The sequence below is a fragment of the Paracoccus sp. 22332 genome (assembly GCF_052045125.1).
Taxonomy (GTDB): Bacteria; Pseudomonadota; Alphaproteobacteria; order Rhodobacterales; family Rhodobacteraceae; genus Paracoccus; species Paracoccus haematequi_A.
This window is the reverse complement of the sequence record NZ_JBQEOI010000005.1, coordinates 234374-254309: the sequence shown is the minus strand read 5'-3', so window position 1 is coordinate 254309 and position 19936 is coordinate 234374. Positions and strand designations below refer to the sequence as shown.

Annotated in this window: 23 protein-coding genes; 15 read left to right on the top strand and 8 right to left on the bottom strand. The window is 67.0% G+C overall.

Annotated elements, in window-relative coordinates; translation table 11 throughout:
• Together ACTJI6_RS08490 and ACTJI6_RS08485 are read left to right on the top strand one after the other, a co-directional pair.
• Positions 1-465, top strand: coding sequence for a nuclear transport factor 2 family protein (locus tag ACTJI6_RS08490; protein WP_440799651.1), 465 nt, complete (start codon positions 1-3; stop codon positions 463-465).
• An 8-nt stretch (positions 466-473) separates the two neighbouring features.
• Complete coding sequence (locus ACTJI6_RS08485; protein WP_440799648.1) at positions 474-1535, top strand: alkene reductase; 1062 nt, start codon at positions 474-476, stop codon at positions 1533-1535.
• Positions 1536-1538: 3 nt separating this feature from the next.
• Here ACTJI6_RS08485 and ACTJI6_RS08480 read toward each other — a convergent pair whose 3' ends face one another.
• The 3 genes from ACTJI6_RS08480 to ACTJI6_RS08470 form a co-directional block, all read right to left on the bottom strand.
• Complete coding sequence (locus tag ACTJI6_RS08480) at positions 1539-2294, bottom strand: SDR family NAD(P)-dependent oxidoreductase (RefSeq protein WP_440799645.1); 756 nt, start codon at positions 2292-2294, stop codon at positions 1539-1541.
• 3 nt (positions 2295-2297) lie between these two features.
• On the bottom strand, positions 2298-3050 hold the full coding sequence (locus tag ACTJI6_RS08475) for an SDR family NAD(P)-dependent oxidoreductase (RefSeq protein WP_440799642.1): 753 nt from the start codon (positions 3048-3050) through the stop codon (positions 2298-2300).
• Between the two features lie 140 nt (positions 3051-3190).
• Positions 3191-4297, bottom strand: a complete 1107-nt coding sequence (locus tag ACTJI6_RS08470; RefSeq protein WP_440799639.1) for a DcaP family trimeric outer membrane transporter — start codon at positions 4295-4297, stop codon at positions 3191-3193.
• 297 nt (positions 4298-4594) lie between these two features.
• Between ACTJI6_RS08470 and ACTJI6_RS08465 the strand changes: the two genes are divergently transcribed.
• On the top strand, positions 4595-4729 hold the full coding sequence (locus ACTJI6_RS08465; RefSeq protein WP_440799636.1) for a hypothetical protein: 135 nt from the start codon (positions 4595-4597) through the stop codon (positions 4727-4729).
• A gap of 169 nt (positions 4730-4898) precedes the next feature.
• On the opposite strand, the gene ACTJI6_RS08460 is transcribed toward ACTJI6_RS08465, so the two are convergent.
• Positions 4899-5342: an NUDIX domain-containing protein gene (locus ACTJI6_RS08460; protein ID WP_440799634.1), complete on the bottom strand. Its 444-nt coding sequence runs from the start codon at positions 5340-5342 to the stop codon at positions 4899-4901.
• A gap of 143 nt (positions 5343-5485) precedes the next feature.
• Here ACTJI6_RS08460 and hslO point away from each other — a divergent pair, with 143 nt between their 5' ends.
• The 6 genes from hslO to ACTJI6_RS08430 all read left to right on the top strand — a co-directional run bounded on the left by hslO (position 5486) and on the right by ACTJI6_RS08430 (position 11878).
• Positions 5486-6499 (top strand): Hsp33 family molecular chaperone HslO, encoded by a 1014-nt coding sequence (gene hslO, locus ACTJI6_RS08455; protein WP_440799631.1) that lies wholly within the window; start codon positions 5486-5488, stop codon positions 6497-6499.
• 47 nt (positions 6500-6546) lie between these two features.
• Positions 6547-7089 (top strand): CoA pyrophosphatase, encoded by a 543-nt coding sequence (locus tag ACTJI6_RS08450; protein WP_440799804.1) that lies wholly within the window; start codon positions 6547-6549, stop codon positions 7087-7089.
• Positions 7086-8225, top strand: coding sequence for a CCA tRNA nucleotidyltransferase (locus ACTJI6_RS08445; RefSeq protein WP_440799628.1), 1140 nt, complete (start codon positions 7086-7088; stop codon positions 8223-8225). Before ACTJI6_RS08450 ends, ACTJI6_RS08445 begins: the two co-directional genes overlap by 4 nt.
• Positions 8222-10066: an ABC transporter ATP-binding protein gene (locus ACTJI6_RS08440; RefSeq protein WP_440799625.1), complete on the top strand. Its 1845-nt coding sequence runs from the start codon at positions 8222-8224 to the stop codon at positions 10064-10066. The genes ACTJI6_RS08445 and ACTJI6_RS08440 overlap by 4 nt, the downstream gene beginning before the upstream one ends.
• On the top strand, positions 10063-11301 hold the full coding sequence (locus ACTJI6_RS08435; RefSeq protein ID WP_440799622.1) for a class I SAM-dependent RNA methyltransferase: 1239 nt from the start codon (positions 10063-10065) through the stop codon (positions 11299-11301). The genes ACTJI6_RS08440 and ACTJI6_RS08435 overlap by 4 nt, the downstream gene beginning before the upstream one ends.
• Before the next feature lie 61 nt (positions 11302-11362).
• The gene (locus ACTJI6_RS08430; RefSeq protein ID WP_126153134.1) at positions 11363-11878 is read left to right on the top strand and encodes a L,D-transpeptidase family protein; all 516 of its coding nucleotides are present in this window, start codon (positions 11363-11365) and stop codon (positions 11876-11878) included.
• Positions 11879-11939: 61 nt separating this feature from the next.
• Here ACTJI6_RS08430 and ACTJI6_RS08425 read toward each other — a convergent pair whose 3' ends face one another.
• A complete protein-coding gene (locus ACTJI6_RS08425; protein ID WP_440799619.1) occupies positions 11940-12452 on the bottom strand; it encodes a CAP domain-containing protein in 513 nt (170 codons plus the stop codon).
• 220 nt (positions 12453-12672) lie between these two features.
• Here ACTJI6_RS08425 and ACTJI6_RS08420 point away from each other — a divergent pair, with 220 nt between their 5' ends.
• Positions 12673-13326: a L,D-transpeptidase gene (locus ACTJI6_RS08420; protein WP_440799616.1), complete on the top strand. Its 654-nt coding sequence runs from the start codon at positions 12673-12675 to the stop codon at positions 13324-13326.
• A gap of 37 nt (positions 13327-13363) precedes the next feature.
• Here the strand turns inward: ACTJI6_RS08420 and hemH are convergent, their stop codons facing one another.
• Together hemH and ACTJI6_RS08410 are read right to left on the bottom strand one after the other, a co-directional pair.
• On the bottom strand, positions 13364-14392 hold the full coding sequence (hemH, locus tag ACTJI6_RS08415; RefSeq protein ID WP_440799613.1) for a ferrochelatase: 1029 nt from the start codon (positions 14390-14392) through the stop codon (positions 13364-13366).
• The gene (locus tag ACTJI6_RS08410; RefSeq protein ID WP_440799610.1) at positions 14389-15225 is read right to left on the bottom strand and encodes an SAM-dependent methyltransferase; all 837 of its coding nucleotides are present in this window, start codon (positions 15223-15225) and stop codon (positions 14389-14391) included. Before ACTJI6_RS08410 ends, hemH begins: the two co-directional genes overlap by 4 nt.
• A 31-nt stretch (positions 15226-15256) precedes the next feature.
• Between ACTJI6_RS08410 and ACTJI6_RS08405 the strand changes: the two genes are divergently transcribed.
• From ACTJI6_RS08405 to ACTJI6_RS08395, 3 genes are all read left to right on the top strand, one after another.
• Complete coding sequence (locus ACTJI6_RS08405) at positions 15257-15994, top strand: double zinc ribbon domain-containing protein (protein WP_440799607.1); 738 nt, start codon at positions 15257-15259, stop codon at positions 15992-15994.
• A gap of 30 nt (positions 15995-16024) precedes the next feature.
• Positions 16025-16297: a glutaredoxin 3 gene (gene grxC / locus ACTJI6_RS08400; RefSeq protein ID WP_126153129.1), complete on the top strand. Its 273-nt coding sequence runs from the start codon at positions 16025-16027 to the stop codon at positions 16295-16297.
• A 118-nt stretch (positions 16298-16415) separates the two neighbouring features.
• The gene (locus tag ACTJI6_RS08395) at positions 16416-16907 is read left to right on the top strand and encodes a MarR family winged helix-turn-helix transcriptional regulator (protein ID WP_440799603.1); all 492 of its coding nucleotides are present in this window, start codon (positions 16416-16418) and stop codon (positions 16905-16907) included.
• Here ACTJI6_RS08395 and ubiG read toward each other — a convergent pair.
• Positions 16904-17650 (bottom strand): bifunctional 2-polyprenyl-6-hydroxyphenol methylase/3-demethylubiquinol 3-O-methyltransferase UbiG, encoded by a 747-nt coding sequence (gene ubiG / locus ACTJI6_RS08390; protein ID WP_440799601.1) that lies wholly within the window; start codon positions 17648-17650, stop codon positions 16904-16906. The genes ACTJI6_RS08395 and ubiG overlap by 4 nt on opposite strands.
• Before the next feature lie 48 nt (positions 17651-17698).
• Here ubiG and pip point away from each other — a divergent pair, with 48 nt between their 5' ends.
• Both pip and ACTJI6_RS08380 read left to right on the top strand, forming a co-directional pair.
• Positions 17699-18703: a prolyl aminopeptidase gene (pip, locus tag ACTJI6_RS08385; RefSeq protein WP_440799598.1), complete on the top strand. Its 1005-nt coding sequence runs from the start codon at positions 17699-17701 to the stop codon at positions 18701-18703.
• 38 nt (positions 18704-18741) lie between these two features.
• A complete protein-coding gene (locus ACTJI6_RS08380) occupies positions 18742-19824 on the top strand; it encodes a glycosyltransferase 61 family protein (RefSeq protein WP_440799595.1) in 1083 nt (360 codons plus the stop codon).
• Positions 19825-19936: the final 112 nt, after the last annotated feature.

The window sequence follows — 19936 nt, the reverse complement described above, 5'->3', positions numbered from 1 at the left end:
ATGACTGATCTGGAGCGGCTTCTGGCCATCGAGGATATCCGCAACCTGAAGGCCCGCCGCATCCGCGCGATGGACGAAAAGAGGTGGTCCGATTACGAGGCCATGCATGTCGAGGATCACGTCTCGGACACCTATGCCGGCGAGCCTGCCATCGGCGCCCGCGCCAATGCCCAGCGGCTGTCGCAGGTGCTGGCCGATGTGGTTTCCGTTCATCATGCCCATACGCCCGAGATCACCATCACCGGACCCGATACGGCCGAAGGCGTCTGGGCGATGGAGGACATGCTGTTCTGGAAACAGGCGGATCAGGACCATTGGCTGCATGGCTATGGCCATTACCACGAGAAATATCGCAAGACGCCCGAGGGGTGGAAGTTCTGCTATCGCCGGCTGACGCGGCTGCGGGTCGAGACATCGCCGGGCGCGACCTTCGGTGATCTGAACACCCGGACGCGCAGCGCATGAGGAACGATATGTCCCCGCTTTTTACCCCCGTCCGCCTTGGCGCGCTGAATCTGCGCAATGCAATTGCGATGTCGCCGATGACGCGCTCGCGCGCGGGCGCGCGGGACGAACCGACCGAACTGCATGTCGAATATTACCGCCAGCGCGCGGGCGCCGGGCTGATCGTGACCGAGGGCGTGCAGCCCTCGCCCGACGGCAAGGGCTATTGCCGCACGCCGGGCATCTATTCGCCCGCGCAGATCGAGGGCTGGCGCCGCGTGGCCGAGGCGGTCCATGCCGAGAGCGGCCTGGTCGTGATGCAACTGATGCATTGCGGGCGGGTCGCCTCGCGGCTGAACAAACCGGACGGATCGGACATCGTGGCGCCCTCTGCCGTCACCGCAAAGGCGGAAATCTTTGCCGAAGGTCACGGGCTGGTGCCGTTGGACCCGCCCCGCGCCCTGTCCACCGATGAGGTCGGGCAGGTCGTGCAGGACTATCGTCAGGCGGCGTTGAACGCGCGGGCAGCCGGCATGGACGGGGTCGAGTTGCATTGCTCCTCGGGCTATCTGCCGATGCAGTTCCTGTCCTCGAACACGAACCTGCGCGACGACCGTTACGGCGGCAGCGTCGAGAACCGCATCCGCTTCGTGATGGAATGCCTGACCGCCATGGGCGAGGCCATCGGCTTTGACCGTGTCGGCCTGCGCGTCTGCCCCGGCTTTGGCTATAATGACATCGACGATGCCGATCCGGCAGAAACCTATGGCCTGCTGTTCGACCGCGCATCGGCGCTTGGGCTCGCCTATCTGCATCTGGTGCGGCGCAGCTTTCCCAAAGTGGACAACTTCGCCCTGACCAGGGCGCATTGGCGGGGGCCGCTGATCCTGAACAACGAATTGGACGGGGCCAGCGCCGCACAGGCGCTGCGCGACGGACTGGCCGATGCCGTGTCCTTTGGCCGGCCTTTCATCGGCAACCCCGATCTGGTCGAACGTCTGCGCCAGGGCGTGCCGCTGTCCGGCTACGATCAGGAGCGCGTCTATACCCCCGGTCCGCAGGGCTATATCGACTATCCGGCCGCGACCTGAAGGTCAGACGCGAATCAGCTGCCCTCCATCCACCGTCAGGCAGGTGCCGTTCACAAAGGATGCGCCGTCCCCGCAGAGCCAGATCACCGCAGCGGCGATTTCGTCGGGGCTGGCGAAACGGCCCTGCGGGATGGCGCGGACCGCCTGTTCCATCAGCGCCGGATCCTGATCATAGCGCGCGGTCAGCCGCGTCTGCACCATCCCCGGCGCGACGGCATTGCAGCGCAGCCCCTGGCCGCCATATTCGTCGGCGATGGTCCTGGTCAGGCCCAGCACCCCATGCTTGGCCGCCGTATAGGCCGGGATCTCTGGCCCGCCGCGAAATCCCATGATCGAACTGATGTTCACGATCGCCCCGCCGCCCGAGCGCAGGATCAGCGGGATCTGGAACTTCGCGCTCAGGAAGACTCCGGTCAGATTGATCCCGATCACCCGGTTCCATGTCTCGGTCGCGTAATCCGCCGTGCGCGCCCGGTCGGGACCGCCGCCCGCAATGCCGGCGGCATTGACGGCATGGTCCAGCCGGCCAAAGCGCCCTTCGACCGCGCTGACCATGGCGCGGCAATCCGCCTCCTGACTGACATCGCAGGGGATGGTCAGGTTGACGATATTCTCGGACGCCAGTTCCTTCGCGGCACACGCCAGGGCGTCCTCTTCACGATCCGCAATGGCGACCCTTGCGCCCGCACGACCAAAGGCCAGAGCGCAGGCCAGACCGATCCCATTCGCGCCCCCGGTGATCAGTGCAACTCGCTCCATTCCTCACCCCTCCTGCGCGGCGATCTGGCCGGTCAACAGCCCGCCATCGCAGACGAAGTCCGCGCCCGTGCAATAGGACGACAGGTCGGACGCCAGAAAGCAGACCAGATTGGCGATGTCGCGCGGTGCCCCCGCGCGTCGTGCAGGCAGTCTCGCGATCTGCTGCTGCGCTGAATTGCGTGACAGGATCTCGGCAATCATCGGTGTCTCGACAAAGCCGGGCAGCACGGCGTTCACCCGGATGCCATGCGGCGCAAGATCCAGCGCCGCCACCTTGGTCAGGCCGCGAACGGCATATTTGGTCGCGGAATAGCCCGAATGACCGTTATACGCCTTGATCCCCGAGGCCGAGACGATGTTGATGATCGACCCGCCCTGCCCCTGCATCAGCGGCACCCCCGCGCAAATGCCAAGCCAGGGCCCCAGCTGGTTGACACGATATTGCGCCTCGAACGCGTCCAGCCCCTCGGCGCTGAAAGGCGTCGGCTTGCAGATCGCCGCGTTGTTGACCAGGACATTCAGGCGGCCAAAACGATCCGCGACCACCCGCATCGCCTCTTGCCAATCCTCGGACCGCGAGACGTCCAGGCGCTGAAACAGCGCGGCAGGGCCGATCTCGTCACACAGCGCCCGCCCCTCGTCCTCGATGATATCACAGACGATGATCCGCGCACCCTCTTCAGCGAACAGCCGCGCCTCTTCGGCCCCTTGTCCGCGTGCCCCGCCGGTGATCAGCGCGACTTTTCCCTCCAGCATTCCCATGTCCTGCCCCTGTCTATCTCGTGGTCCCAAACTGCCCGCCGGCCCCGCATCCCGCATCGTTCGATCAGGTGAGAGCGCGGAAGAAAGGGCGGGACACATCATGCGCCCCGCCCCTCAGGCTGTTCTGCAAAAGCTCAGAAGCTGAACTGCGCCATGGCATTGATCCGGTCGTTGTCGACCTTGCCCCCGCCGAATTCCTTGCGCTGCAAACGCTGGTATTCGATGGCCAGCAGGATGTTGTCGGCCGGCTTGTAGCGTGCGGTCAGGAACCCGGTGGAGATGTCCTTGACTGAAAGCGCTTCCATCCCGGCAAAGTCGTCGTAGTCGTAATGGCCATACGAAACGCTCAGTTCCAGCTTGGGCGTGATGGCATGGGCAATGTCGAAGCCATATCCGCTGATCCTGACGGGGTCGCCATTGGCGTCGATGTCGTAGCCGGACTTGAACGTGGCTTGCCCTGCCTGCTGGCCGATGCCGTTGCCATAGTTCAGCAGGCTGGATACACCCTCGCCGATGACGTAAACGCCGCGCAGGGTGCCGCCCTCCCACGGTTTCGCAACGGCCGAGATGCTTGCACCCCAACCCGACACGCTGTCTCCTGACAGGTCATCCAGCCCGCGCGAGGCAACCGCGAGTTTGTACATGTTATCGCCTTGGGTAAAGCGCACTGCACCTGTCACCAGAGGCCGCGACTTGTAGGAGGCAAAATCATCCTCAAGCGAGGCGGACAGCGTCAACGCATCGGACACCGCGTGGGTATAGCGGATCTGCATCGCCCGATAGCCCGCACCGCCGGGCACGCCGTTGAAATCGACCATCGCCGCCGGGTTTCCGTCCGCGTTCCAGTTCGACCATGTCTGGCCCAGAATCCAGCCGGCATATTCGCCATAGGCATGGCGGATGCGGAACGAACCACCGCCACTTCCGTAGAAATCCCCCTCGAAATTGAATCTGAAATCGCCGGTCGATCCCCGGACCCCGATCCGGGTCTGGTACGCATGAGCGCCGAACTTGTCGTCCTCGGGCGATTCCGAGGTGATATTGGCAAAGCCCAGGTTGTTCGGACCCATGTTATACTTGCTGTCGGCGTAGATATCCGCCCTGACATAGCCGTAAAAGGTCAACTCCATCCCGCTGCCCGAGACGACCAGCCCCTTGTTTTCCTTTTCGGCCTCAAGCTGAGCGACCCGCGCCTCAAGTTCAGCCAGACTTTGCGCCGATGCGCCGGACGATGCGGTCATCAGACCGACAACCACACAGCAACTCAGCACCCCCCCGTTTTTCATTCGCACAGATTCCTCCCTCGTTGTGCGTCGGAGGTAGAAGGAAGTCCGGGAAACCAATCGTATTTAGAAGATCCCGGACCCATCCACCACATCACGGGAGAGTGAACCGAGATAGCAGAACTGCGAATGACTGCGAAGGACTAACCCGTTTGGATTAGGGTAAGAACCTATTGATCATCCGCTTGCGGCGTGATTCAGCCTCTGCAAGGAGACTGATCGACGAGTAATCGTTTCTGGCTGACGGACGCGCAAATGGCGTGGCTGCAGCGCCGACGCGCCCTCGGCCAGGCCGTGCTCGCCCGCGCCACCTGCGGCAGCATTCGCGTCAAGCTCATCAAGATCGGCGCGCTGGTCACCGTCAGCGCCCACCGCCGATTATGTGCCTGACGTACCATCGCCGCCCCGCCTGACCCCTTCCCGCAACCTTCCAAACCCCACCGCTCTCGCGCGCGTTCCTGGCGCCGCAGACCCGCGTGTCCAAACCGGCACAGCCCTGTCCACTACACCCAGTCCGACCCGAACACGCCCCCTGCCATCGACTCGTGAGAAGTCCGGGCTAGATCAGGTGCCGGAACCGCGCCAGGAACGCCCGCGCGCCCGGATCAGCCAGCAGGCCCATCGCGGCGCGGGGGGTGGCCCAATGCGCGCTGTGATGCGGCTCGGTCGGGGCTGACAGGCGCAGGATCGGGCGCGCCACCCAGACATGGCACAGCTTTTCGGCCCACCAGCCATAGTCCGGCATGAAGGCGAAGCGGCGATAGGCGCCCAACCTGCGGGCATTGCCGATGGTCCAGCCGGTTTCCTCGAACACCTCGCGGTGCAGCGCGCGCAGGCCGGTTTCACCGGGATCGATGCCGCCGCCCGGCAGCTGGTATTCCGGTTCCGGTCCGGACTGATGCGTCAGCAACAGCAGCCCGTCGCGGATCAGCAGGGCATAGGCGCCGGGGCGCAGACGGTGCCGCCGTCCGGGGCAAGGAATATGGCCGTAACGGGGGATCATGGGAACTCCGGTTGCTCGCGCCCGTCTAGCGCAACCCCGCGCGACGCAAAAGCCGCCCCCTTGGGATTGCCCGCAAACATCCTATATTGGGCGCGACCCGGCCCGCCTTGCGCGGGCCTGCCCAGGATTTCAGGAATCACCGCATGAGCAAGATCAACCAGATCGCGTGGGACGACACGATTCTGCCGTTCCAACTGGATCGTTCGGACATTCGCGGCCGCGTCGCCCGCCTGGACGGGGTGCTGGACCACATCCTGTCGCGCCACGACTATCCGACCCCGGTCGGCGCCCTGGTGGCCGAACTGGCGCTGCTGGCGGCCCTGGTCGGCCCGACCGTCAAGCTGCGCTGGAAGCTCAGCCTTCAGGTGCGGGGCAACGGCGCCATCCGCACGCTGGCCGCCGACTATTACGCCCCCGAACGGGACGGCGCCCCGGCCCGGATCCGCGCCTGGGCCAGCTTTGACGACGCCCGGCTGGACGACCGCCCCCCCTTCCAGCAGATCGGCGAAGGCTATTTCGCCGTGCTGATCGACCAGGGCGAAGGCACGCTGCCCTATCAGGGGATCACGCCCTTGGCGGGCGGGTCGCTGTCGGCCTGCGCGCAGACCTATTTCGCGCAATCCGAACAGTTGCCGACCCGGTTCCAGCTTGCCAGCGGGGCGTCGCGCCTGTCGGGGCAGGACAGCCATTGGCGGGCGGGCGGCGTGATGCTGCAAACCCTGCCCGCCAAACCCATGCAGGGCGACGGCGGCAGCGGCGAGGGCGGGCTGATCGAGGCCGCCGACATCCTGCAAGGCGCCGAATCCGAGGATTGGAACCGCGCCAACCTGCTGCTGGACACGGTCGAGGTTCTGGAGCTGATCGGCCCCTCGGTCGGGCCGACCGACCTGCTGCTGCGCCTGTTCCACGAGGAGGAACCGCGCGTCTTCGATACGCAGCGGGTCGAATTCGGCTGCTCCTGCACGGCGGACCGGGTGCGCAACACGCTGTCGATCTATTCCGCCAAGGACATCGCGCATATGACGACCGACGCGGGCATCGTCACCGCCGACTGCCAGTTTTGCGGGGCGCATTACGAATTCGACCCGCACAGCCTGGGCTTCGAGGCCACCGTGGACGCCGACGGCCAGCCCCTGTCCGACAGGGCGGCCGAGTGATTCCCGACTGGTCCGAGGATCGCCTGCGCCACGCGCTGGCCGTGGCCATGGGGCCGACCTCTGATTACGACCTCAACCCGGACGTGACTCCGCCTGCGGGCAGCCTGCGCCCGGCAGGGGTTCTGGCCGCGTTCCATCAGGACGACGGCCGCCTGCTCCTGACCAAGCGCGCCTCGGGCCTCCGCCACCATCCGGGCCAGATCGCCCTGCCCGGCGGCAAGGTCGATCCAGGGGATGCCGACGATGTGGCCGCCGCCCTGCGCGAGGCGCAGGAGGAGATCGGCCTGGATCCCGCGCAGGTCGATCTGCTGGGCACGCTGCCGCCGCACCGCACCGTCACCGGCTTCGCCGTGACCCCGGTCATCGGCATCATCCGCGGCCCCTTCGCCCCGCGCCCCGAACCCGGCGAGGTCGAGGAGGCCTTCGCGCTGCCCTTTACCCATGTCGCCGATCCCTCGCGCTATCGGATCGAAAGGCGGCGCTGGCGCGAGGGCTGGCGCAGCTATCACGCCGCGCCCTTCGGCCCCTATTACCTGTGGGGTGCGACGGCGCGGATTCTGCTGGGCCTGGCCAGAAGGATGCAGGCGTGACGCAGCTTCCCCCGGCGGCCTTGCAGGATCGCGCCCTGCAATCGGTTTTCGACGCCCTCCAGGCGGGCGGCCACCGCGCCTGGCTGGTCGGCGGCGCGGTCAGGAACGCCCTGCTGGGCGAGCCGGTGGGCGATCTGGATCTGGCGACCGACGCGCCGCCGGAAACGGTCACGCGGCTGACCCAGGCCGCCGGGCTGAAGCCGGTGCCCACGGGCATCGACCATGGCACGGTGACGGTGGTGGCGGACGGGCGCGGCTTCGAGGTGACGACCCTGCGCCGCGACGTGGAAACCGACGGTCGCCGCGCGGTGGTGGCCTTTTCCGACGATCTGGCGCAGGACGCCCGGCGGCGCGATTTCACGATGAACGCGCTTTATGCCGACCGCGGCGGCACGGTCATCGACCTTGTCGGGGGCTTGGACGACCTGCGCGCCCGGCGCCTGCGTTTCGTCGGCGATCCCGCGCAACGCATCGCCGAGGATTACCTGCGGATCCTGCGCTTCTTCCGCTTCCTGGCCTGGTATGGCCGCGATGCCGATCCGGCGGCGATCGCCGCCTGCCGGGACGGGCGCGACGGGTTGGACGGCATTTCCCGCGAACGCATCGGCCAGGAATTCCGCAAGCTGCTGATGGCCCCCGATCCGCTGCCCGCAATCCGGCTGATGGCGGATACCGGCGTCCTGAAGAAGGTTCTGCCGGATGCCGCGCCGGACCGGCTTTCCGCCCTGCAATCCCCCGCGCCCTGGCTGGCGCGGCTGGTCGCGCTGTCCCAGGCCGACCTGACCGAGGTTCTGCGCCTGTCCCGGTCCGAGGCCCGCGACCATCGCATCCTTGCCACCGCCCTGGCCGAGGACTGGTCCTTCCACCGCATCGCTTATCGCCTGTCGGGCGACCTTGCCCAGGCCGCCGCGCTGCTGGTCCAGACCGGGCGGTCAGGCCCCTGCCCCGGCTGGGCCGAGGCGCAGGCCGCCGCCCGCCCGCTGCCCATCGCCGCCGCCGATCTGCAACCTCGCCTGCAAGGCCCGGCGCTTGGCCGGGGGCTGAAAGCGGCCGAGGATGCCTGGATCGAATCGGGCTTTGCCCTGCCGCCCTCCGCCCTGATCGACATCGCCCTGCTGGCCGGAAAGACGCCATGACCCTGCACCACCGCCTTGGCCGCCTGATCGACGCCTTCCGCCCCGCCGAGGGTCCGCCCCCCGCCACGCTGCTGGCCTTCTTCCGCTGGTGCCTGTCGGGCGCCTGGGGCGGGCTTGGGCTGGCCGCCGTCGCATCCGCACTGGGCGGTGTGGCCGACGTGGTCGCGGCCGTGCTGCTGGGCTGGGTCGTGGACGCCATCGCCAGCGGCGATCCCGGCGCCTTCTGGGGCCAAAACGGGCTGCTGGTCGCGGCCTTCGTGGGCTTCTTCCTGCTGCTGCGGCCGCTGATCTTCGGCCTGTCCACCGCGACCAGCAGCGTCATCATCGGGCCGAACGTGCTGCCGCTGGTCCTGTCGCGGATCCACCGCTGGACCATGGGCCATTCGGTCGCCTTCTTCGACAACGATTTCGCCGGCCGGCTCGCGCAGAAGCAGATGCAGACCGCCCGCGCCGTCACCGATGTCGCCACGGAAATGGTGAACGTGGTGGCTTTCGCGCTGGCCTCGATCCTGGGGTCGGCGGCCTTCCTGGTGTCGGTCGATGCCTGGGGCGCGGTGGCGCTGATCCTGTGGCTGGCGTCCTATCTGGTGCTGATCAAGTTCTTCCTGCCGCGCATCCGCGCGAAATCGGGCGCCCGCGCCTCGGCCCGCGCGATGATCACCGGGCAGGTGGTCGACACGATCACCAACATCAAGACCGTCAAGCTGTTCGCCCATGCCGAACACGAGGATCGCGCCGCCTTGGGTGCCATGGCGGGGTTCCGCGAACGGGCGCTGGATTTCGGCGTGGTCAGCAGCAGCTTCCGCATGTCGCTGATGGTGATTGCGGGGGTGCTGCCGGTGATCCTGGTGGGCGGGTCCATCATGCTGTGGCGGCAGGGCCAGGCCACGCCGGGCGACGTGGCGGCGGCGGGGGCCATCGCCATGCGCCTGTCGCAGATGACCGGCTGGGTCAGCATGGCGCTGATGGGCATCTGGGGCAGCGTGGGCGAGGTCGAGGACGGCATGAAGACCCTGTCCCCTGCCCATGGCCTGACCGACGCCCCCGATGCCATTGCGATGGAGGGCGTCGCGGGCCGGATCGATTTCGACCATGTGGGTTTCGCCTATGGCCGCGACGAAGGCGGCTTGCGCGACATCGACCTGCATATCCGACCGGGCGAGAAGGTGGGCATCGTCGGCGCGTCGGGGGCGGGCAAGTCCACCATGGTCGCGCTGCTGCTGCGGCTGTACGACGTGGAAAAGGGCGCCATCCGAATCGACGGGCAGGACATCCGCCACGTCACCCAGGAAAGCCTGCGCCGCCAGATCGGCATGGTCACGCAGGAAACGGCGATGTTCAACCGATCGGCCCGCGACAACATCCTGTATGGCCGCCCCGGCGCCAGCCAGGCCGAGGTTGAGGCGGCGGCGCGGGCCGCCGAGGCGCATGACTTCATCCTGACGCTGCAGGATCATGCCGGGCGCAAGGGCTATGACGCGCATCTGGGCGAGCGCGGGGTCAAGCTGTCGGGGGGGCAGCGCCAGCGGATCGCGCTGGCCCGCGCGTTCCTCAAGGACGCGCCGATCCTGGTTCTGGACGAAGCCACCAGTGCCCTGGACAGCGAGGTCGAGGCCCAGGTTCAGGATGCCCTGGTCCGCGCCATGAAGGGCAAGACGGTGCTGGCCATCGCCCACCGGCTGTCCACCATCGCCGAGCTGGACCGGATCATCGTCATGGATGCGGGCCGGATCGTCGAACAGGGCAGCCACGATCAACTGCTGGCGCGCGGCGGGCTGTATGCGCGGTATTGGAACCGGCAGTCGGGCGGGTTCCTGGGCACCGAGGAAGCGGCCGAATGAGCCTGTGGCAGGTCGAGCGCCTGGGCCGTCGCGGCGACGGGGTGGCGGCCGGCGACGCAGGTCGCGCCTTGGCCCCCCTGACCCTTCCCGGCGAACGGATCGAGGGCGAGGCGCAGGACGGCCGCATCGCCGCGCCGCGCATCGTCACGCCCTCGGCCGACCGGGTGCGGCCCATCTGCGCCCATTACCGCGCCTGCGGAGGCTGTTCACTGATGCATGCGTCTGACGGTTTCACCACCGCCTGGAAACGGCAGGTGGTCGAGGCCGCACTGGCCGCGCGCGGTCTGCCCGCGCCCATCGAGGCGGTGCATGTCTCGCCCCCCTTGTCGCGACGCCGCGCGGTGCTGTCGGGGAAACGCACCAAGAAGGGCGCCTTAGTGGGGTTCCACGCGCGGGCCTCGGACGTGATCGTGGATCTGGCCGAATGCCACGTCATGCGCCCCCAGATCACCGCAGCCCTGCCCCTGCTGCGGCAGATCACCGTGGCGGGCGCCTCGCGCAGCGCAGAACTGTCGATGACGGTGATCCACGGCCCCGCCGGGCTGGACCTGACCATCACCGGCGGCAAGCCGTTGGATCCGGCGCTGTTCCAGACGCTGGCCGCTTTGGCGGACCAGGGCGATCTGGCGCGGCTGACCTGGCAGGATCAGGCCGGGGACAGCCAGTCGATCACCCGCCGCCCCCCGGCCCTGCCGATGGGCCGCGCGCGGGTCGTGCCGCCGCCGGGGGCGTTCCTGCAAGCGACCCCGGACGGAGAGGGCGCGCTGCTGGCGGCGGTGCGCGGCATGACGGCGGGCGCCACGCGCATCGTCGATCTGTTCGCGGGCTGCGGGACATTCGCGCTGCCCCTGGCGGAAGCCGCGACCGTCCACGCGGTCGAGGGGCTGGCGGCCCCCCTGGCCGCCTTGGACGCGGGCTGGCGCGCCGCCCCCGGCCTGGGCCGCGTCACGACCGAGATTCGCGACCTGGCCCGTCGCCCGCTGATGGCCGACGAGCTGGAGCGCTTTGACGCAATCGTGATCGACCCGCCCCGCGCCGGGGCCGAGGCGCAGGCGCGCGAAATCGCCAGATCCAGGGTCGGGCGGCTGGCCTTCGTGGCCTGCGATCCGGTCAATTTCTCAAGGGATGCGCAGCTTCTTGCCGATGGCGGCTTCAGGTTGACCCGGCTGATCGTGGTCGATCAGTTCCGGTGGTCGCCACATGTCGAAACGGTCGCGGAATTCGTCAGAACCTAGTCAGATCACAGTCGCTTGTGATATGAATCACCCACAAAAATCAAAAACGTCAGAGGCAGTGATGTTCAAGCCAACGCGCCGCGCCGTCGCCTTTTCCCTGCTTGCCTTCGTGGCGGCCTGCGGCAAACCGGAAAGCAAGTTCAAGGGCTATAACGGCCCGGCCGTGACCCAGGTCGTCGTGAACAAGGGCGCGCGCAAGATGTATCTTCTGCACGGCACGACCGTGCTGAAATCCTATGACGTGGGCTTGGGCAACGTGCCGGTCGGCCACAAACAATTCGAGGGCGACGGCAAGACGCCCGAGGGCGTCTATTTCATCGACCGCTTCAACCCGCGCAGCCGCTATCACCTGTCGGTGGGCGTGTCCTATCCGAACGAACGCGATGCCGCGCTGGCTGCCGCCTTGGGCCGTCACGCGGGCGGCGACATCTTCATCCACGGCCGCGGCCCCGAGGGGAACCGCTTCGCGCCCAAGAACCGCGACTGGACCGCGGGCTGCATCGCCATCAAGGACGAAGAGATCGAAGAGGTCTATGCGATGCTGCGCCCCGGCGTTCCCATCGTCATCAATCCCTGACGCTGATCAGCACCCGTTGTGACCAGGGCCCCGGACAACCGGGGCCCCTTTTGCTTGCGGCTCAATTTCCGGTCAGCAGCGTCCACCACAGCTTGCCCGAGGGTTCCTGATACCAGGCGAAGCCCAGGTTGGTGGCGGCGGGATCCATGATCACGTCGCGTGTGTCGCGCGTGCCCATCCAGGCGGACAGCGTCTGCATGTCGTTTTCATAGGATTCCGAGATGTTCTCGCCGATGACGGTGCCGAAATATCCGGCCCGGCGCGCCCGATCCAGCGGCGAGGATCCGTCCGATCCCCAGTGCCAGGCCCGGTTCTGCGCCGACATGTCGCGCGAATGGGCCAGGGCGGCCGCCGACAGTTGCGGGTTCAGCGTCAGCGGGGGCGCGGCGATGTTCCCGCGCAGCGTGTTGATTTGCTGCAACACACGGATCGGAATCTGCTGCTCTTCGGCGGCGCTGATCTGGCGGCCGGTGGGCAGCGACTGCCCGTCGGGCGCGACCGGCGGCAGGCTGCGCGGCTGGCAGGCCGCCAGCGCCATCAGCGACAGCGTCGCGATCACCTTGTAATTCGGCATGTTTTCGCCATCCCTCGTGTTTCTTGCGCGCAGATCTATCGAAGGACGATCAGCCGATCAAACCCACGAATTCGTGAAGCGGCGCGCTGTGGCATCTTGGCCCGCACGGCAGTTTGAATTGCCGGAATCGCCGCCCGGTCGTATAGCACGTCCTGCCCCCAAAGGCAGAGTGGTCAAGGCCGTCCAGCAAGAACGGCCATCCTTCGAAGGACATGTGACGATGAGCAAATCATCCGCAATCAGCCGCCGGGCCTTCCTGGGTTCGGCCGCAGCCCTGGGCGCCGCAGGCCTGGCGATGCCGGCGCTTGCCCAGCAGTACGACCCCTATACCGGCCAGCCCATCCAGGGCGCGCTGGTCCCCGGCGCCACGCCCGACGCGGGCGCGGTGCAATATGATCCGACCGCAGATCAGCGCCACAACATCTCCAGCTTCGCTGGCCAAAGCTGGCAGCCGCATTTCCAGAACCTGACCAACGGCGCGATCCTGTGCGACCTGACCTCGCGCGCGGTGCATTTCTGGTCCGAGGACGGGGCCACCTATCGGGTCTATCCCTCGTCCATCCCGGTCAGCCAGGACCTGACCCGCACCGGCCGGACCGAGATCATCAAGAAGGTCGTGGGCCCAAGCTGGGCGCCAACCCCGGAAATGAAGGCCCGCAACCCGGAATGGCCCGATTTCGTGCCCCCCGGACCCGACAACCCCTTGGGAACCCATGCGCTGTGGCTAAGCTGGCAGTATTATCGCATCCACGGCACGCATGACACGCGCAAGATCGGGCGCAAATCGTCGAACGGCTGCATCGGGTTGTATAACGAACATATCAAGGAACTGTTCGACCTGACCAAGGTCGGCACGCAGGTTCTGGTGATCTGAGGACGGGGGGCCGGGCAGCCCCCTTTCGCTTTCGGGATCAGACCCAGCCGCCGATATTGTCGCGGATGACGTTCAGCATCACCTCGATATGTGCCGGGTCGTCGTTCAGGCAGGGGATATAGGTGAAGCCCTTGCCGCCCGCATGTTCGAAGCTTTCGCGGATCTCTCCGTTGATCTCCTCCAGGGTCTCGATGCAGTCGGCGGCGAAGGCGGGCGAGATCACGGCGATGTCGGCGATGCCGCGTTTCGCCAGCTCGGCCACATGTTCGACCGTATAGGGGCGCAGCCATTCCTCGGTCCCGAAGACCGACTGGAAGGTGGTGTCGATCACCCCGTCGGGCCAGCCAAGCGCCTGTTGCAGTAGGCGGGATGTCTTCTGGCACTGACAATGATAGGGATCCCCCTCCAGCAGGTAACGGCGCGGCATTCCGTGATAGCTGGCGACCAGCTTGGCGGGCACGGTGTCGCCCAGGGCACGGCGGACCGATGCGGCCAGGGCCGCGATATAGTCGGGGCGGTCGAAATAGGGTTCGCAGGTGCGCACGGCAGGCTGCCATTTCTGCGTCATCAGCGCCCGGAACAGCTGGTCGTTCGCCGTGGCCGAGGTCGCGCCTGCATATTGCGGATAAAGCGGCAGGAACACGATCCGCTGGCAGCCCGCCTTGACCATCCGGTCCAGCACGTCCTGGGTGGAGGGGTTGCCATAGCGCATGCAGAATTCGACCATCACCTGATCGCCCCATTCGGCGGCGGCGCGGGCGCGCAGGGCCTCGGTCTGCGACCGGGTGATGGTCATCAGCGGGCTTTCGTTCCGCTCCTCGTTCCAGATCAGCTTGTAGTTCTTGCCGGACGTAAAGGGCCGCTTGGTCAGGATGATGCCCTGCAACAGCGGCTGCCATTTCCAGGCCGGATAGTCGATCACCCGCTTGTCCGACAGGAATTCATTCAGGTAACGTCGCATCGACCAATAGTCATAGCCGTCCGGCGTCCCCAGGTTGGCGATCAGGATCCCGGTCTTCTTCGGCGGGATCGCGGGATGGTTTGCGGGCGCATGGGCTGGCGTCATGTCTTGGTCCTGATTTGGTTCAGCGCGTCTTCAAGGCGGGTCTTGGCCGATCCCGGCCGCAGCGGCTTCTGCTGGTTGTCGGACGGCGACCATCCGGTCAGGAAGACCAGATCGAAGGTCGCCGTGATCCGGGACGGATCGTCGCGGTCGGGATGGTGTTCGGCCAGGATCTGGGCAGCCCTCGCCAGCACCGCGCGCCCGGTCGGGCGGCGCAGGCGGGCGGCCATCGCATTGCCCTCGCCCATGGCGCGCAGGTCGCGGGCCAGGTGGATCAGGTCGCGATAGCTGGCCTTCTGCGTCACCACATCGGCCACCGGCAGGGCCAGCCCGGCGCGGTTCAGAAGCTGGCCCAGGTCGCGGATTTCCCCCATCGGCAGCACGCGAGGGGACAGGCCGCCGGTCAGTTCGACCTCGGCCTGGGCCAGGGCGCCACGCAATTCGTGCAGGGTCTGGCCGCCAAAGCAGGCGGCGACGAACAGCCCGTCCTCGCGCAGCGCGCGGGCGGATTGCACGATCTGGCCCACCGGATCCTCGGCCCAGTGCAGCGACAGGGCGTGGATCACCAGGTCATGCGCGCCGGGTTCCAGATCCAGCACCGGATCGTCGGGGACGATGCGGGCATCGGGGAAGGTTTCGGACCACAGGTGCGGAAAACCCGTCACCACGGCCGGAGCCGTAAACCTTCTGTTAATCTCGGAGAGCCTATCCTGGATCTCGTCGGCGGCAAGCCGGTGCAGCACGTCGGCGAAGCCCTGACGAATCGCGCGGGCGCGCTGGCGCAGCAGCGCGGGACGGTCGGTCAGGGCGGGGCGATCTGGCGCGGGCTTGGTCATGGGGATGGAACATAGGGTGCTTCAGGGGGCGATGAAAGGCGCGTTGCGCCTGCTTTACCCGCCGCAATGCGTGTCCTGCGGCGCGCCGGTGGCGGGCGGGGGTGACGATCCCGGCCAGCTGTGCCCGGATTGCTTTCCCGACACGCGCTTCATCACCGGCGCGGCCTGCGGCCGCTGCGGGGTGCCGCTGCCCGATGACGGGACGGGCGCGGACGACCCGACGCTGACCTGCGACGACTGCCTGACGATGGCGCGGCCCTGGCAGGCTGGGCGGGCGGCGATGGTCTATTCGGGTACCGGGCGCAAGCTGGTGCTGGCGCTGAAGCATGGCGACCGGCCCGACCTGGCGCCCGCGCTTGCAGCCTGGCTGGCGCGCGCGGCGGCACCGCTGGTGCGGCCCGGCACGATCGTGGCGCCGGTGCCGTTGCATCTGCGGCGGCTGCTGAAGCGGCGATACAACCAGGCGGCGCTGATCTCGGGCCGGGTGGCTCGGACGCACGGAGCGGCACATCTGCCCGGCCTGCTGGTCCGGCGGCGGCATACGCCGGGACAGGATCATCGGGGCGTCGGCGACCGCTTCGCCAATATCGCCGGCGCGCTTGCGGTCAATCCGCGCCATGCGGCGGCCCTGGCGGGGCGGCCGGTGCTGCTGATCGACGACGTGATGGCCTCGGGCGCGACCATGGCCGCGGCCACCGAGGCGCTGCTGGCGGCGGGATCGGGGCCGGTGTCGGTCGCGGTTCTGGCAAGGGCGGTCAAGGATGACTAGATATGGGGACGACAGGAAAAGGACCGCATCATGAGCCAAGCCCCGATCACCATCTATACCACCCGCACCTGCCCCTTCTGCCACCGCGCCAAGGGGTTGCTGCGCGACAAGAACGCCCAATACGACGAGATCGACGTGGGCGCCGATCCGCAGGTCCGCGCGCAGATGACACAGCGCGCCGGGGGCCGCCGGACGGTGCCGCAGATCTTCATCGGCGACCGGCATGTCGGCGGCTGCGACGACCTGTTCGATCTTGAGCGTCAGGGCAAGCTGGACGGCCTGCTGGCGGGTACGGGCGCATAGGCATGGGCGGACGTGACGCAAGGTGCGGCCAATGTCGGGCTTGACCAAGGGGCAGGCCGCAAGGCAGGGTCACGGTTTCGCCCTTTCCGGTAAAACCCAGCCCGCTCCTCAGGGAACCATGCGCCCCCTTGTGTCCGAACCCGACAGGCCCCAAGCCTCTGACAAGCCCCAGACCCATGACCGGCTTGCGGCCAGCCTTTTCGCCGAGGTGCTGATCGCCGACCAGTTGTCGCGCAACCTGATCAGCAAGGCCCTGCCGCGCGGAATGCAGATCTCGCATTTCTCGGTGCTGAACCTGCTGGCCCATGTGAACGAGGAACGCACCCCCGCGCAACTGGCGCAGGCCTTCCATGTGACGCGGGGGGCGATGACCAACACCCTGTCGCGGCTGGAATGGGCGGGCCATGTCCATATCCGCCCGGACTGGGACGATGCGCGGCGCAAGTTCGTGTCGATCAGCCCGGCGGGCCGGGCAGCGCGCGACGCGGCCATCGCCGCCTTCATGCCCCTGATCGGCGAGGTCGTGCGCGACATCGGCGTCGACCGCGTACGCATCGCCCTGCCGGTCCTGCGCGAATTGCGGATCCGGCTGGAGGGCAGCGGCGACTAGCCTTCGCGTCGCGCCGTCAGGATATAGTTCACCGACAGGTCGCGGTCGGACAGGCGCCAGGCGAAGCTGACCGGGTTGAAGACCATCCCCCGCCGATCCGCCACCGTCAGCCCGGCGCCTGCGGCCATGCCCGCCAGTTCGTCGGGCGTGATGAAGCGGTTCCAGTCATGGGTGCCGCGCGGCAGCCAGCGCAGGATCCACTCCGCCCCCAGGATCGCCGCGCCGAAGCTTTTCACGGTCCGGTTCAGGGTCGACAGGATCGCGATGCCGCCCGGCCGCAGCAGATCGCGGCAGGTGGCGACGAAGGCTGCGGGATCGGCCACATGTTCGACGATCTCCAGCGCCAGGACGACATCGTAGCGCTGGCCCTCGGCCGCCAGGGACTCGGCCGTGGCGGCGCGATAATCGATGGCAAGCCCCTGCCCTTCGGCATGGGTCCGCGCCACGGCGATGTTGCCCTCGGCCGCGTCGGCGCCGGTCACGTCCGCACCAAGGCGCGCCATCGGCTCGGCCACCAGGCCGCCGCCGCAGCCGATATCCAGCACCCGCAGCCCGTCGAACGGGCGCAGGCCGCGCCGGTCGCGGCCGAATTCGGCGGCGATCTGCGTGGCGATGTAATCCAGCCGCACCGGGTTCATCAGGTGCAGCGGCCGGAACTTGCCCCTGGGATCCCACCACTCGGCGGCCATCGCCTCGAACTTGGCGATCTCGGCGGGGTCGACGCTGGTGGCGGGGCTGGTCATGGTCTGGTCCTTCTGGCGGGCGGGTTCGTCTGCGCTTATATTAAGGCGATGGACCGATTGGCAGGACAAATCGCCGCATCGCACGGCCGCCTTCACCAGGGCGTCGAACCCTTCGCCCGGCACATGCTGGATGTGGGCGACGGCCATCAGACCTATGTCGAGGAAAGCGGGAATCCCGAGGGGCGCCCGGTTATCGTGCTGCATGGCGGGCCCGGCGGGGGATGCAGCCCCTTCATGCGGCGCTTCTTCGACCCCGCCCATTACCGCGCGATCCTGTTCGACCAGCGTGGCTGCGGGCGGTCCCGGCCCCAGGCCTCGGTCCATGCCAACACCACCCCGCACCTGATCGCGGATATCGAGACGATCCGCCAGACGCTGGGCCTCGAATCGATGCTGCTGTTCGGGGGAAGCTGGGGGGCGACGCTGGCCCTGGCCTATGCCCAGGCGCATCCCGGCCGGGTCACGGGACTGGTGCTGCGCGGCGTGTTCCTGGGCACCCAGGCCGAGCTTGACTGGTTCTACGGCGGCGGCGCGGGGCGGTTCTTCCCGGACCTGTGGGCGCAGTTCTGCGACCCGATCCCCGAAAGCGAGCGCGGCGACCTGATCGCGGCCTATCACAAGCGGCTGTTTTCCGACGATGCCGGGCGGCAGGGCCGCTATGCCCAGCCTTGGCTGATGTGGGAAAACGCCCTGGCCGGGCTGCAATCCTCGGCCGTCAGCCACGCGCCCCCCGATTACGCCCGCGCCTTCGCCCGGCTGGAGAATCACTATTTCACCCATCGCTGCTTCTTGGACGAGGGCCAGCTGCTGCGCGACCGCCACCGGATCGAACACCTGCCCGCCGTGATCGTGCAGGGCCGCTATGATATGGTCTGTCCGCCGCTATCGGCCTGGCGGCTGGCACAAGGCTGGCAAGACTGCGAATTGCGCCTGATTCCCGCATCGGGCCATGCCCTGTCCGAACCGCGTATCACGACGGAACTGGTGCAGGTGATGGACGCGATCAGGGACAGGGGGCGGGGCCGAATGGACATTCCATCAGCCAATGGCTAGCGTCCTGTCCGAACAGCCAACAGAGAGCCGCCCCCGCCATGCTTCACCCCGCATCCGTATGGTCGTCCTTCCAGATGCGTCGTCTCGGCAGGTTTGTCGGAAAGCCTGTTCGGTTTCGTGAATACCCGCAGCAGGTTCTGGAAAACGAACCGCAGGTCATTCCTTGCCGCCCTGCCCTTTTCAACCCCGACCACCTGTCGCGCGTCACACATTGCGCCTTCGGCCGGACCGTTGCGGAACTGGTTCAGGTTCTGTCCGAGCGCAGCTATACCGAAGGTCCGCTTTCCACCTATCACATGGGCGAAGCGACAGTTCTGGGTGGCATGATCTTTGGCAAAGGTCAGTCGTTTTTCCTATCAGACCGCGTCAAGACCGGCTGGCAGGATATCCTGGCCTCGGCAGAGATGGAAAATGAAACGGTTCTGGCCAACTCGACCCAAGGATTGATGTATTTCGGCCATTGGCTGAGCGATGACGTATCCGCCTTCGAGGCTTTCAGGGACCATCCTGGCCTGGTTTCGTTGCCCTTGCCCGCCTGGACCGATGTCAGCCCCTACAGCCAGTTGTTCGGGCAGGAATGGATCCAAAGGAAGATCATCCGCACACGGTCCTTGACGTTGGTGCGGGATCTGGGATTCAGTCGGCGAAAGGCCGCGCGGTATCGCGTCTTGCGAGATCGCCTGCGGCGCGGGTTCATGCCCCAGGACAACAAGGGCAAGGTCGTGTTCCTGCAACGCGGCCCCTCGGGCAAACCACGCGAGATCGTCAATCTGCCGCAACTTCTGCAGCGACTGTCCGACGCAGGCGTCTTGGTCGTTACGGCGGAAGGGGACGGCAAGAAGCTTGTCGGGTCGCTTCTGGACGCATCGGTGATCATTACCATCGAAGGCAGCCAGGACCGCCATTGCATCTATTCCTTGCGCGACGGGGGCGGGATGCTGACCTTGCTTCCCCCGGATCGATTCTATGTCGCGACCCACGAATGGGCACGCAATCTGGACATGCACAGCGGCGCCGTGATTGGAACACCCGCGGAAGGCGGTTTCACAATTGACCCGGACGAGGTTCTTCAGATGGTAGACAGGCTGTTGCACTTGACGGAAAACCGCAAAGCCGGCTGAAACGCCTTGCGCATCGCCATGCTCTAGGCTAAATATCCCCTCAACAGCGGCGCAGGCTTCCACCCCCTGCCCACCGGACCTTTCCGTATGGCCCGTTGTCGGGCCTTTTTTC

Excerpts from the sequence above, each read along its gene's own strand:
- ACTJI6_RS08450 (WP_440799804.1), top strand. The coding sequence starts at position 6,547 with ATGGGGCCGACCTCTGATTACGACCTCAACCCGGACGTGACTCCGCCT.
- ACTJI6_RS08440 (WP_440799625.1), top strand. The coding sequence starts at position 8,222 with ATGACCCTGCACCACCGCCTTGGCCGCCTGATCGACGCCTTCCGCCCC.
- ACTJI6_RS08465 (WP_440799636.1), top strand. The coding sequence starts at position 4,595 with ATGGCGTGGCTGCAGCGCCGACGCGCCCTCGGCCAGGCCGTGCTCGCC.
- ACTJI6_RS08470 (WP_440799639.1), bottom strand. The coding sequence starts at position 4,297 with ATGACCGCATCGTCCGGCGCATCGGCGCAAAGTCTGGCTGAACTTGAG.
- ACTJI6_RS08420 (WP_440799616.1), top strand. The coding sequence starts at position 12,673 with ATGAGCAAATCATCCGCAATCAGCCGCCGGGCCTTCCTGGGTTCGGCC.
- ACTJI6_RS08380 (WP_440799595.1), top strand. The coding sequence starts at position 18,742 with ATGCTTCACCCCGCATCCGTATGGTCGTCCTTCCAGATGCGTCGTCTC.
- ACTJI6_RS08405 (WP_440799607.1), top strand. The coding sequence starts at position 15,257 with ATGAAAGGCGCGTTGCGCCTGCTTTACCCGCCGCAATGCGTGTCCTGC.
- ACTJI6_RS08490 (WP_440799651.1), top strand. The coding sequence starts at position 1 with ATGACTGATCTGGAGCGGCTTCTGGCCATCGAGGATATCCGCAACCTG.
- ACTJI6_RS08395 (WP_440799603.1), top strand. The coding sequence starts at position 16,416 with ATGCGCCCCCTTGTGTCCGAACCCGACAGGCCCCAAGCCTCTGACAAG.
- ubiG (WP_440799601.1), bottom strand. The coding sequence starts at position 17,650 with ATGACCAGCCCCGCCACCAGCGTCGACCCCGCCGAGATCGCCAAGTTC.
- ACTJI6_RS08435 (WP_440799622.1), top strand. The coding sequence starts at position 10,063 with ATGAGCCTGTGGCAGGTCGAGCGCCTGGGCCGTCGCGGCGACGGGGTG.
- ACTJI6_RS08410 (WP_440799610.1), bottom strand. The coding sequence starts at position 15,225 with ATGACCAAGCCCGCGCCAGATCGCCCCGCCCTGACCGACCGTCCCGCG.
- hemH (WP_440799613.1), bottom strand. The coding sequence starts at position 14,392 with ATGACGCCAGCCCATGCGCCCGCAAACCATCCCGCGATCCCGCCGAAG.
- ACTJI6_RS08475 (WP_440799642.1), bottom strand. The coding sequence starts at position 3,050 with ATGCTGGAGGGAAAAGTCGCGCTGATCACCGGCGGGGCACGCGGACAA.
- ACTJI6_RS08460 (WP_440799634.1), bottom strand. The coding sequence starts at position 5,342 with ATGATCCCCCGTTACGGCCATATTCCTTGCCCCGGACGGCGGCACCGT.
- ACTJI6_RS08430 (WP_126153134.1), top strand. The coding sequence starts at position 11,363 with ATGTTCAAGCCAACGCGCCGCGCCGTCGCCTTTTCCCTGCTTGCCTTC.
- hslO (WP_440799631.1), top strand. The coding sequence starts at position 5,486 with ATGAGCAAGATCAACCAGATCGCGTGGGACGACACGATTCTGCCGTTC.
- pip (WP_440799598.1), top strand. The coding sequence starts at position 17,699 with ATGGACCGATTGGCAGGACAAATCGCCGCATCGCACGGCCGCCTTCAC.
- ACTJI6_RS08485 (WP_440799648.1), top strand. The coding sequence starts at position 474 with ATGTCCCCGCTTTTTACCCCCGTCCGCCTTGGCGCGCTGAATCTGCGC.
- ACTJI6_RS08480 (WP_440799645.1), bottom strand. The coding sequence starts at position 2,294 with ATGGAGCGAGTTGCACTGATCACCGGGGGCGCGAATGGGATCGGTCTG.
- grxC (WP_126153129.1), top strand. The coding sequence starts at position 16,025 with ATGAGCCAAGCCCCGATCACCATCTATACCACCCGCACCTGCCCCTTC.
- ACTJI6_RS08425 (WP_440799619.1), bottom strand. The coding sequence starts at position 12,452 with ATGCCGAATTACAAGGTGATCGCGACGCTGTCGCTGATGGCGCTGGCG.